This window comes from Pseudomonas cyclaminis, assembly GCF_015163715.1.
In the GTDB taxonomy this organism is placed as follows: domain Bacteria; phylum Pseudomonadota; class Gammaproteobacteria; order Pseudomonadales; family Pseudomonadaceae; genus Aquipseudomonas; species Aquipseudomonas cyclaminis.
This window is the reverse complement of the sequence record NZ_JADDUM010000129.1, coordinates 1-11633: the sequence shown is the minus strand read 5'-3', so window position 1 is coordinate 11633 and position 11633 is coordinate 1. Positions and strand designations below refer to the sequence as shown.

Sequence of the window (11633 nt, the reverse complement as noted above, 5' to 3'; positions counted from 1 at the left end):
CGATGTGATTCGTTCCATCGCCGAGCAGACCAACCTGTTGGCACTTAACGCCGCCATCGAGGTCGGCGCGGGCCGGTGAGTCCGGGCGTGGCTTCGCGGTGGTCGCTGATGAGGTGCGTGCACTGGCCCATCGCACCCAGCAATCGACCCTTGAAATCGATCAGATGGTCACCGCCATGCGCACCGGCTCCAACGATGCATTGACCTCAATGCAGTCGAGTTCCCAGCGCGCATCCGACACCTTGACCCTGGCCGAAGGGGCGGGTGGCGCCTTGAGTCAGATCACCGACTCCATCGACCAGATTCATCAACGCAACCTGGTCATCGCCAGCGCTGCCGAGGAGCAAGCCCAGGTGGCCAAGGAAGTGGACCGCAATATCGTCAATATCCGCGACCTGTCGGCGCAGTCGTCTTCCGGTGCCGGGCAGATCAATGGCTCAAGCCAGGAGCTGGCGCGATTGGCGGTGGCGCTCAACGACGCGGTCGCACGGTTTCAGTTGTAGTGAGTCAGGGTGAGGACGTGCAGCCTACGCAGGTGCGTATTTTTTCAATGCACGTGGGCCATGTGCTAGCGCATTCGTAAGATAATGCCGGTCAAATCGACCACACTGGCGACTCCCGTGATCATCAACTTCGACCTCAACGACCTCCAAGCCTTCCGCGCCGTGGTAGACAAGGGCAGTTTTCGCGGCGCCGCCGAGGCCATCCGTATCTCGCAACCGGCCCTCAGCCGGCGCATCGAAAAACTCGAATCCGCCCTCGACGTGAAGCTGTTCGAGCGCACCACGCGACGGGTCAGCCTGACCATGGTGGGCCGTGCCTTCCTGCCGCAAGTCGAGCGCATGCTCGACGACCTCGACATCGCGCTGATGGGCATCAGTAACGTCGCGTCCACGCGTATGGGTAATGTCACCATCGCCTGCGTGCCCTCGACGGCGTACTACTTCATGCCCCATGTGATCTCCGAATTCCACAAGCTGTATCCGAAGATTCGCCTGCGGGTACTGGATGCCAGTGCCGGTGAGGTGTGCAACGCGGTGGAAAGTGGCGAGGCGGATTTTGGCGTGAGTTTCAGCGGCAGCCTGGCCGATGAAGTGGAGTTCGAATTGCTGTTGCAGGAGCGCTACGTGCTGGCCTGTCGCCGTGATCACCCGTTGGCCGAACGGGACAGCGTGACCTGGGCCGAAGCCTACGAGCATGACTACATCACGGTGGACAAGACCTCGGGCAACCGCTTCCTGCTGGACCAGGCCCTGCGCGGCGTGCGAGTGAAAAAACCGAGTATCTGCGAGACGCACCACGTGACCACCATGATTGGTCTGGTGGAAGCGGGGTTGGGAGTGGCGATGGTGCCATCGATTGCGATGCCGGCGGGCGAACACCCGATTCTGGTCAGTGTGCCGCTGGTGGAGCCGCAGGTGATGCGCAATGTGGGCTTGATCAAGCGCCGCGGGCGGACATTGCCGCCAGCGGCGCTGGAGTTGGAGCGGTTGGTGCGGGAGATGCCGTTTCGGTCAGCGTGACACCGAGTCCAGGCCGGTGGATTGCACCACCGGTTGCGCCTCGGGTGACGCCAGGTACTTCAGCAGCGCCTTGGCCTGCGCGGGGTGTTCGGCGTTCACCGGAATGCCGGCTGCAAAGCGCGTCACTGATTGCACGTCTTCGGGGATTTTTCCCACATAGGTCACGCCCGCCACCGGTAACAATTCCGCTACCTGCTGTAGACCCACTTCGTAGTCACCTTTGGCCACCTGTTCAGCCACCGGGATGCGTTCGATCATCGTGCCCTTGGCCGGCATGCCGAGCTTCTTGAACAGCTCTTTCTCGACATACACACCGCTGGCACTGTCCGAATAGGCCACTGACTTGGCCTTGCTCAGCACCGCTTTCAATTCTGCATCGGTGCTGATTGCAGGTTTCGCCGCGCCTTCCTTCACCACCAGGCCGATCCGCGAATCCGCCAGTTCCACGCGGGACGCCGGGTCGACCTTGCCTTGTTTGATCAAGTCATCCAGGGCGTAGCCGACCATGATCACCACATCGGCGTGTTCGCCCCGGGCCAGGCGGTTGGGAATCGCTTCCGGCGCCTTGCCCATGGACGGGCCGAGAATGGTATCGAGGGTGTCACCGCTGCGTTGGGCATACTGCGGACCGAGCAATTTATAGGCGGCGGTAAAGCCACCGGAGGTCATCACCTTGAGCTCCTCGGCCTGGGCCGTCAGCGCCAGCGCGCCGAGGGCCAGGGCCGCCAGGGTCTTGAACAGAGGCTGCATCATGCCGCCCCCTGCATCACCTGCCCGCGAGTGTTGGCGCGGCGGTACAAGGCCAAGGTCGAACACAGCGCACACACTGCGGCAAACATCATCCAGTAGGCCGGCGAAGCCTTGTCTTCGGTGATGTGGATGAACCAGGTGGAGATCGCCGGGGTAAAACCACCGAAGATCGCGGTTGCCAGGCTATAGGCCAGCGAGAAGCCCGCCACGCGCACTTCCACCGGCATGATTTCGGTCAGCGCCGGGATCATTGCGCCGTTGTACATGCCATAGAGGAAGGAGAACCACAGCAGGGTTTCCAGCATATGGGCGAAGCTCGGTGCATTTACCACGTAGGACAGTGCTGGATACGCGGTAAGAACCGTCAGCGCAGTCATGGCGATCAGTACCGGCTTGCGGCCAAAGCGATCGCTGAGGGTGCCGCCGATGGGCAGCCAGACAAAGTTCGAAACAGCCACCAACAAGGTCACCAGCAGGGCATCCGACGTGCTCAGTTGCAGCACGGTCTTGCCGAAGGTCGGCGCGTACACGGTGATCAGGTAGAACGCGGTGGTGGTCATGGCCACCATCAGCATGCCGCCGATCACGACGGTCCAGTTTTTCACCAGGGTGGCCAGCACTTCGCGCATGGTCGGGCGATGCTTGCGGTTGGCGAACTCTTCGGTTTCCTGCAGGTTGCGACGCAGTACAAAGATAAACGGAATGATCACGCAACCGACGGCAAACGGAATGCGCCAGCCCCAGTCGGCAACCACCGCCGGTTCCATCCACACGTTCAGCCCATAACCCAGCGCAGCGGCGACCACGATAGAGATCTGTTGGCTGCCTGACTGCCAACTGGTGTAGAAACCTTTGCGGCCGGGTGTGGCCATCTCAGACAAATACACCGACACGCCGCCCAGTTCCGCACCGGCCGAGAAGCCTTGCAGCAAGCGCCCAAGCAACACCAGCAGCGGTGCCCACAGGCCAATGGTGTGATATCCCGGCACCAGCACGATCAGCAGCGTGCCGCTGGCCATGATCGACAGGGTCACGATCAGTCCTTTGCGGCGACCCACGTCGTCGATGTAGGCACCCAGAATGATCGCGCCGAGGGGGCGCATCAGGAAGCCCGCGCCGAACACGGCGAAGGTCATCATTAATGACGCAAACTCATTAGCGGCCGGGAAGAACGCCGCCGCGATGTAGGTGGCGTAGAAGCCGAACAGAAAGAAGTCGAACTGTTCGAGGAAGTTGCCCGAAGTAACGCGAAATACCGCGCCAATTTTCGAGCTGGCAGCGTCGGGTCGGGAAGGGCTAGTCATGGTTTTGTGTCTCCAGCGTTCTTTTTAAAGTGCTTGTTTCGCTTAAGACTGAGGATAGTGGCTGACACATTTAGAAATGATAAGTGAAAGATTTGGATTTATTGATGTGTGCAGGTTATCAATCGAGCGTGCAGAGGCGTTTTGTATGTCGCCGTGGCGAGGGAGCAAGCTCCCTCGCCACGGCGACACACCGCGCAATGCGCATAGACGCCGCACGTCGCGCTTTCTACACTGCGACCTGTCTTGGGGAAAGGGCAGGCACCGATGAATCGCAATGAATTACGCAAGGCCGACATCAATCTGATGGTGGTCTTCGAAGCACTGATGCTGGAGCGCAATGTGACGCGGGTGCCGAGAAGCTGTTTCTCGGCCAGCCGACCATCAGTTCGGCCCTCAACCGCCTGCGCACCTTGTTCAACGACCCGCTGTTCATTCGTGTTGGCCATCGCATGGAGCCCACCGCCCGCGCCGAAGAAATCATCCAGCATTTGTCGCCGGCCCTGGATTCCTTGTCGTCGGCCTTGAGCCTGACCCACGATTTTGATCCGTCCATCAGCACCATGACGTTTCGCATCGGGCTGTCCGATGATGTCGAGTTCGGTCTGTTGCCACCGTTGCTGCGTGCTCTGCGCCAGGAGGCGCCGCAGGTGGTGTTTGTGGTGCAGCATGTGGATTACTGGCGCATCCCTGACCTGCTGGCATCCGGCGATATCACCGTGGGCATTACCCAGACCCGTGGCCTGCCGGCGAATGCCAAGCGCAAGTTGCTGCGCCATATCCGCCCGCGACTGTTGCGCGCCGATGCCTCGGACACGCCGCTGACCCTCGATGAATACTGCTCACGGCCCCATGTGCTGGTGTCCCACACCGCCAACGTGTCGGGTTTCGCCGATGAGTGGCTGGCCGAGATTGGCCGCAAGCGCCATGTGGTGCTGTCGGTGCCGCAATACAGCGCGTTGCCCGCTTTGCTGGCCGGCACCGACCTGATCGCCAGCCTTCCGGACTACACCGCCGAAGCCATGGCGGTGTCGGGCAATCTGTTTTGTGAGCCGTTTCCGTTCGAGACGCCGACGCTGGATTTGTCCATGGTCTGGCTCAGCCACGTGGACACCGACCCGGCCGAGCGTTGGGTGCGCTCGCGACTGGAGGCATTCATGAGCGATAGAGGCTTGGGCGCCAAGGCCTGACGCTATATATTCAAGAATCTTCCTACAACAAGCTCGGAGCGACCCATGCCACACCTGCACCTGGAATACACCGCCAACCTGACAGACCTGGCCGTCGATAAAACCCTGTTGCGGCTCAACAATGTGCTGATGGCGTCCGGTCAGTTCGGCTCCGAGTTCGATATCAAAAGCCGCGCAGTGAAGCTTGAGAGTTTTCAGGTCGGCACTTCCCTCAATCCGCGTGGCTTTATCGCGGTGAAGCTGTCGCTGCTCAGTGGGCGGTCACCGCAGGTCAAGCAGCAGTTGTCGCAAAGCCTGCTGGCAGCGTTGCAGGATCTGGGCGATTGGCCGGCGGACTTACAGGTTCAACTGAGTGTCCAGTTGGTGGACATGGACCGTGATTCCTACAGCAAAGTCGCCATCGGCTGACACCCAGCCACAGGGTTAGAGTAATCCCTGGTCTGCACAGACCTTCACCACCTGCTCGCGAAACCAGGTATTGGCACTGTCCTGTTCACTGGTTTCGTTCCACTGCATATCCAGGGTGAACCCCGGCAACCCGCTGGGCGCCTCGCAATGGCCGAACACCGCCGCTGGCGCCAATAGCTTTTGCACGCGGCGCGGCAGGGTGACGATAAAGTCGGTGCCGGTGATCATCTTCAAAGCGGCGCTGTAGCTGTTGGCCCGGGCAACCACATGACGCTTGTGGGCCTGGCGCGCCAGCCAGCCGTCGATCATGTTGGTGTCGGAAGTCCACGGCGTGGGGAACACGTGGCGTCGTTCGACGAAGGATTGCAGGCTCAATGCCGGCTCCCGGGGCGCCGAGCGTTTATCGAAGACGCACACCAAGTCGTCCTCCAGCAGCATCTGGGTCTTGAAATCTTTGTGGGCGCGATGAAAGTGCGGGCCGAAGCAGATCACCATGTCCAGGCGGCCGTCGCGCAGCTCATCGGCGGGGATATCGGTTTCCAGCTTCTGCACGTTGACGATCACCGGCAGGTCAGCACGGTCGAAGCTTTTCAGCAGGCGCGGCAGGATCAACTGTTCGAAGTATTCCGGCGCACAGATGTTGAAGGTCACGGCCTTCTGGGTCGGGTCGAAGGCCTGGCCACCGGCGTGGCACAGGTTGATGCTTTCGAGGATTTTCTGCACATGGCCGTACATGGTGGTGGCCTTGTACGTAGGACGCATGCCCGCCCGGGTGTTGATAAACAGCTCGTCTTCAAAGCTGGTGCGCAACTTCTTCAGGCTGTAGCTCACGGTGGACTGGCTGACGAATAGCGTTTCGGACACCTCGGTAACGCTGCTCTGGTCGTAGACGGCGATAAACACCATCAAGTCCTGCATATCGAGTTTTCTGAGCAAGTTACTGTTTAACATCGGTTTCGTCCGTAAACCCTTTGTACCGAATTCAGTACAAGACAGCGCAAAAGCTTAACGGAACGTACGTGCCAATAGAAAGCTCTGTAGGGCGTTTCTATGTTTGCCGTGGGACAAATAATGTTTGCAACACGACCTCAGCGGATATGTTGCGCGTAGTGCCTTGGGTTGAAGCGCGTGACGATCAACAGCATCAGGACAACCACCGCTGTCAGCGACCACCAGGCCCATTCGAAACTGCCCAATTGGTCACGAATCATCCCGGCAATCAGTGGCGACAAGCCCGCAATCAGGTAGCCGATGCCTTGCACAAAGGCCGTGAGGCCACCGGCACGGCGCGGGTTGTCCAGGTGATCGAGGGACAGGATCAGGCTCATGGGGAACAGGCCGCCGATGCCCAGGCCGAGCAGGCACGGCCACAGCAAACTCAGGTATTGCGGGCTGAGGATCAGGCCGCAGAAACCGATGATGATCAGCACCAGCAATACCGCGACCACGCCACGTTTATCCCGGCGACGGTTGGCGATGGCGGGGGTGATCAGGCCGGAGACCACTTCCATGGCCGTCAGGAAGCCCAGCAGCAGCCCGGCGTTCTGCTCGCTCCAGCCTTGCTCCACGTAGTACGGCGCCAGCCACGCGAGTACACAGGTGTAGGACGCGGTACCAAGACCAAAAAAGACGGCCAGCAACCAGGCACGACGGTTGCCAAAAAATGACTCCTGCGGGCCGGAACCGGCCTGTGGCAGTGGCGGCATGGCTGAACGCTGGGCATACCAGAACACCAGGGCCAGCAACGCCAGCGCGGCCCAGATCGCCAGGCCGATACGCCAACTGCCGGTGTGCAGTTGCACGAAAGGTGAGAACGAAGCCGCCAGCGCCGCGCCGCCCATGATGGCGGTGACGTACAGGCCCATGAACAGCGACACGTTATCGCTGAAGCGCGACTTGATCAGCGCCGGCATCAACGCCTGGATCATTGCAATACCGATCCCCGCCGCAACGGCGCTGACGATCAGCTCCTGCGCCGAATCCAGAAACAGCCGCGACAGCGTCGCCACGCCAATCACCAGCAGCGACAGCACAATGCTGCGGTGCTCGCCGAAACGCTTGGCCAGGCCCATGCCAAAGAACATCGCCAGGCCCATGGCCATGACCGGCAGCATGGTCAACAACGCCGCGCTGCTGAAACTCAACGGCACATCGCCACGAATCGACGACAACAATGGCCCCACGGCCGCCATCGACGGGCGCAGGTTAAGGGCGACCAGCACCACGCTGATCATCAGCCAAACGGCGGTGGTGGGTTTTGCCTGAACGTTTTCCATGGGCCGGCCTTGAATGAACAAGGGCGAATCAGGCCACGCATGGGGCAGGGGAGCAAATGAGAAAGTCGCAGGGGCTATCTAAAAAATGCATTTCCCACATTTGCTGTGCAGTGTCAGGTGGACCGAATCACATGCTTGATCTCCTGAAACGCCGCCAGCCCCCACGGCCCCAACTCGCGGCCGATGCTGCTCTGCTTGTAGCCGCCCCACGCGGTCTGCGGGAAGATCACTTGCGGTGCGTTGATCCACACCAGCCCGGCCTGCAAGGCATTCGCCACCCGTTCGGCGGTCTCGGCATCGGCGCTGACCACACTGGCCACCAGGCCGAAATCGCTGTCGTTGGCCAGGGCAATCGCCTCATCTTCAGTCGCGAAACGTCGTACACACAGCACCGGGCCGAAGATTTCCTCGTTCCATAACGCGCTGTCCAGCGGCACCTCGGTAAACACGGTCGGGCGGATGAAAAAGCCTGTCGCCAGATCCGCCGGACGTTCACCGCCACACAGCAACCGTGCGCCATCCTCGATGCCGCGCTGGATATGCGCCCGTACCCGTTGATACTGCGCACGGTTGATCAGCGCGCCCATTTCCACGTCCTCGGCAAACGGGTCCGCCACGCGAATCCCTTCAGCCCGCACCTGCAAGCGTTGCAGGAATTCATCCGCCAGGCTGTCGGCCACCAGCACGCGACTTGTCGCGGAACACATTTGCCCGGCATTGAAAAACCCACCGCCACACGCCAGTTCTACCGCCAAGTCCAGGTCAGCATCCGCCAACACCAACAGCGAAGATTTGCCACCCAGTTCCAGGCTGACGCCCTTGATGGTTTCGGCGGCGCGTTGCATCACCTGCACGCCCACTGCATTGCTGCCGGTAAAGGAGATTTTCGCCACGCGACGGTCCGCTGCCAGTGGTGCGCCGACCGCCAGGCCCGTGCCGCAGACCAGGTTGAACACTCCGGCGGGCAGCCCGGAGTCGGCGATGATCCGCGCCAATTGCAGCTCCGCCAGCGGCGTGACTTCCGACGGCTTGAGCACCACGCAGCAGCCGGCGGCGAGGGCGGGGGCGAGTTTCCAGGCGGTGGTTACCATGGGGAAATTCCACGGCACGATCAGCCCCACCACGCCACAGGGTTCACGACGCAGGCGAGCGCTGAAATCGTCGCTGGGCAGCGCCACCGGGCGGTCTTGCCCGGCGTCCAGGTCCGCGGCGACAGCTGCGTAGTACTCGAAGGTGGCAATCACGTCATCCACATCGATGCCGGCCTCAAACAGCGGCTTGCCATTGTTGCTCGACTGCAGATGCATCAACGGTTCGCGCTGTTCGCGCACGCCCTGGGCAATGTTGCGCAACAGGGCCCCGCGTTCGTGGCCGGTGGTTTTTGACCACTCGGTAAACGCCCGGCTGGCGGCGTCCACTGCCTGGGTCACGGCAACGCTGTCGCCTGCGCTGACCTGGGCCAAGTGGGTTTCGGTCGCCGGGTTGATCACCTCCAGCACGTCATGGCCTGCACGCCATTCGCCGTCGATATACACACCGTTGATGACTGCGTTCATACCGCGACCTCCTTCATCCAAAGTCCCTGGTCGATTTCAATCAGCGTCGGTCCTTGGCGTTCAGCGGCGGCCAGCAATGCACTGCGCAAAGGTTCGACGCCCTGGATACGTTCAGCCGCGCAGCCCAGGGCCTTGGCCACGCCGATAAAGTCCGGTGTGTAGATGTCCACGCCGACCGGCTCGATGGCGCGGTTGACCATGTATTTCTTGATCTCCTCATAGCCCTGGTTATTCCACAGCAACACGATGATCGGCGTGCGTGCCTCCACCGCGCTGGCCAGTTCCGGCAGGCTGAACTGCAGGCCGCCGTCGCCGATCAGGCACACCACCGGTTGCCCATCGCCGCGCCCCAGCCAGGCGCCGATGGCGGCGGGCAGCGCGTAACCCAGGGTGCCGTAGCCGGTGGAGGAATTGAACCAGCGGCGCGGGTGGTCGAGGTTGAGGGTCAGGTTGCCGCTGTACACCGGTTGGGTGGAGTCGCCGACCATGACGACGCCAGGCAGTGTCTCCAGGACCGTGTTGAGCAACAGGGTTTGCGCGCGGGTCGCGGCGTCCCAGGTGGGAGCCAGTTCAGCCCACAAACGGGCGACGCGCCGGCTGCCCCAGTCGCTGCTGCGCGGCGGTAAACAGGTGCTGTCCAGCTCGGCCAGCAAGGCTTCGGCGGCGATGTGCGCGTCGGCGACCAAGGCCACGTGAGGGGGGTAGTTGCGCACGGTCTGGTCGGGGTCGATGTCGATGCGCAGCAGCGCGCCGGGAATGTCAAAGCCGCCGGCGAAGGTCACGTCGTAATCGGTCTCCCCAAGCTCTGTGCCGATGGCCAGCACCACGTCGGCTTCGGCGACCAATGCGCGGGTGGCGACCAAGGTCTGGGTCGAGCCGATCAGCAACGGGTGCGCGGCGGGCAGCAGGCCTTTGGCGTTGATGGTCAGCGCCACTGGCGCGCCGAGGGTTTCGGCGAGGCGGGTCAACGCGCAGGCGGCATCGATGGCGCGCCTCCGGCGAGAATCAGCGGACGCTTGGCGCAGGCCAGTAACTGAGCCATCTGTTTGATCGCCGCAGGTGCGGCACCCGCACGCGCCACGCTGATCGGTTCGCTGCCCAGCAGCGCGTCGGCGTTTTCCACCAGCACATCCAGCGGGATTTCGATATGCACCGGGCGCGGCCGACCCGCCTGGAACAGCGCAAACGCCCGTGCCAGCACACCTGGCAACTCCGCCGCCGACATCAAGGTATGGGAGAACGCCGCCACGCCCGCGATCATCGCGCTCTGGTTCGGCAGCTCATGCAACTTGCCGCGCCCGCCGCCCAACTGGCTGCGTGATTGCACGCTGGAAATCACCAGCATCGGGATCGAGTCGGCGTAGGCCTGGCCCATGGCCGTGGTGATATTGGTCATGCCGGGGCCGGTGATGATGAAACACACGCCGGGCTTGCCACGGGTGCGCGCATAACCGTCCGCCATAAACCCGGCCCCTTGCTCGTGGCGCGGGGTGACGTGACGGATGCTGGAACGGGCCAGGCCACGGTACAACTCCACGGTGTGCACGCCAGGAATGCCAAACACCTGGTCCACCCCATAGCCTTCCAGGAGGTGGACCAACACTTCGCCGCAGGTTGCCATACACGTCGCTCTTGTTATTGATTCGAGGCGGTATTGGAACGGCTGGCCCATAGCGGCAACAATCGATTAAAAGTCATACTAGCCATGTCCTCACGTCATGGCTGAGCCCGATGAAACGCCTTCCACCGCTGCCCGCGCTGCACACCTTCTGGGTCACGGCCCAGTGCTGCAACTTCACCCGCGCTGCCGAGCAACTGCACATCACCCAGGGCGCGGTGAGCCGGCAGATCGCCGGGCTGGAAAGCCACTTGGGCTACGCGTTGTTCCAGCGTCAGGCGCGGGGTTTGAGCCTGACCGAAGAGGGGCGCGAATGGTCACTGCGGGCGCAGCAGGTGTTTGGCTTGCTCGGTGACGCAGTGGAGCAGATCGGCAATCGCCGCCAGACCTTGCAGCTCAAGGCGTCCACCTGCGTGATGCGCTGGTTGCTGCCGCGCCTGATGCAGTGGCAAAAGGAGCGTCCGGACGTGCCGGTGGAACTCACCACCACCGTGGCCTACACCGTGGATTTTCGCCGCGAGCAGTTCGACGCAGCGGTGATCTACGCGCCCATCGCCGAGCAGTCCGCCGAGGCGCGGCATTTGTTCGACGAGCAACTCACCCCCGTCTGTGCGCCGGGTTTAATGGCGCGCCTGCAAGCACCGCACGACTTGCAGCAACAGGTGCTGCTGCATCCCACGCGGGATGAGCGCGATTGGGCATTATGGTTGAAGGCGGCGAACACCCACTTGAGCAATCTGAGCCAGGGTCATCATTTCGAAACGCTGGACTTGGCAATGACGGTGGCCTCCCAGGGTTCCGGGGTGGCGATTGGCGACAGCGCGTTGATTGGCGAGGACGTGAAGGCGGGGCGGTTGGTGATGCCGTTCGAACTGCGGGTGCCGACGGGGATGGGGTATTACCTGGTGTATCCGCCGGGGACAAAGCCGTCGACCGGGCTCGAAGCGTTAATGGATTGGTTGGTCAGCCAGGCACTAGTTCCAGAATACTGAAAGGCAAATGTGGGAGGGG

General features: G+C 62.0%; 8 protein-coding genes and 3 pseudogenes. 5 read left to right on the top strand and 6 right to left on the bottom strand.

The window, feature by feature from the left end:
- Both IQK56_RS16720 and IQK56_RS16715 read left to right on the top strand, forming a co-directional pair.
- A pseudogene (locus IQK56_RS16720) lies at positions 1-503 on the top strand (methyl-accepting chemotaxis protein); the annotation flags it as partial.
- Between the two features lie 117 nt (positions 504-620).
- Positions 621-1523 (top strand): LysR substrate-binding domain-containing protein, encoded by a 903-nt coding sequence (locus IQK56_RS16715; protein ID WP_122309411.1) that lies wholly within the window; start codon positions 621-623, stop codon positions 1521-1523.
- On the opposite strand, the gene IQK56_RS16710 is transcribed toward IQK56_RS16715, so the two are convergent.
- Both IQK56_RS16710 and tcuC read right to left on the bottom strand, forming a co-directional pair.
- Positions 1515-2273 (bottom strand): substrate-binding domain-containing protein, encoded by a 759-nt coding sequence (locus IQK56_RS16710; protein ID WP_122309360.1) that lies wholly within the window; start codon positions 2271-2273, stop codon positions 1515-1517. The genes IQK56_RS16715 and IQK56_RS16710 overlap by 9 nt on opposite strands.
- Positions 2273-3577 (bottom strand): MFS transporter, encoded by a 1305-nt coding sequence (gene tcuC, locus IQK56_RS16705; protein ID WP_122309362.1) that lies wholly within the window; start codon positions 3575-3577, stop codon positions 2273-2275. The genes IQK56_RS16710 and tcuC overlap by 1 nt, the downstream gene beginning before the upstream one ends.
- Before the next feature lie 264 nt (positions 3578-3841).
- Between tcuC and IQK56_RS16700 the strand changes: the two are divergent.
- Together IQK56_RS16700 and IQK56_RS16695 are read left to right on the top strand one after the other, a co-directional pair.
- Positions 3842-4764, top strand: a pseudogene (locus IQK56_RS16700) (LysR substrate-binding domain-containing protein).
- A gap of 45 nt (positions 4765-4809) precedes the next feature.
- The gene (locus tag IQK56_RS16695; protein WP_122309364.1) at positions 4810-5172 is read left to right on the top strand and encodes a 5-carboxymethyl-2-hydroxymuconate Delta-isomerase; all 363 of its coding nucleotides are present in this window, start codon (positions 4810-4812) and stop codon (positions 5170-5172) included.
- A gap of 15 nt (positions 5173-5187) precedes the next feature.
- On the opposite strand, the gene IQK56_RS16690 is transcribed toward IQK56_RS16695, so the two are convergent.
- The 4 genes and pseudogenes from IQK56_RS16690 to IQK56_RS16675 all read right to left on the bottom strand — a co-directional run bounded on the left by IQK56_RS16690 (position 5188) and on the right by IQK56_RS16675 (position 10625).
- Positions 5188-6123 (bottom strand): LysR family transcriptional regulator, encoded by a 936-nt coding sequence (locus IQK56_RS16690; RefSeq protein ID WP_193862003.1) that lies wholly within the window; start codon positions 6121-6123, stop codon positions 5188-5190.
- Positions 6124-6260: 137 nt separating this feature from the next.
- On the bottom strand, positions 6261-7448 hold the full coding sequence (locus IQK56_RS16685) for a cyanate transporter (RefSeq protein WP_193862004.1): 1188 nt from the start codon (positions 7446-7448) through the stop codon (positions 6261-6263).
- Positions 7449-7561: 113 nt separating this feature from the next.
- Positions 7562-9004, bottom strand: coding sequence for an aldehyde dehydrogenase family protein (locus tag IQK56_RS16680; protein ID WP_193901757.1), 1443 nt, complete (start codon positions 9002-9004; stop codon positions 7562-7564).
- A pseudogene (locus IQK56_RS16675) lies at positions 9001-10625 on the bottom strand (5-guanidino-2-oxopentanoate decarboxylase). Before IQK56_RS16675 ends, IQK56_RS16680 begins: the two are co-directional and overlap by 4 nt.
- A 110-nt stretch (positions 10626-10735) precedes the next feature.
- Here IQK56_RS16675 and IQK56_RS16670 point away from each other — a divergent pair.
- Positions 10736-11614, top strand: a complete 879-nt coding sequence (locus tag IQK56_RS16670) for a LysR substrate-binding domain-containing protein (RefSeq protein WP_150761410.1) — start codon at positions 10736-10738, stop codon at positions 11612-11614.
- Positions 11615-11633 lie beyond the last annotated feature (19 nt).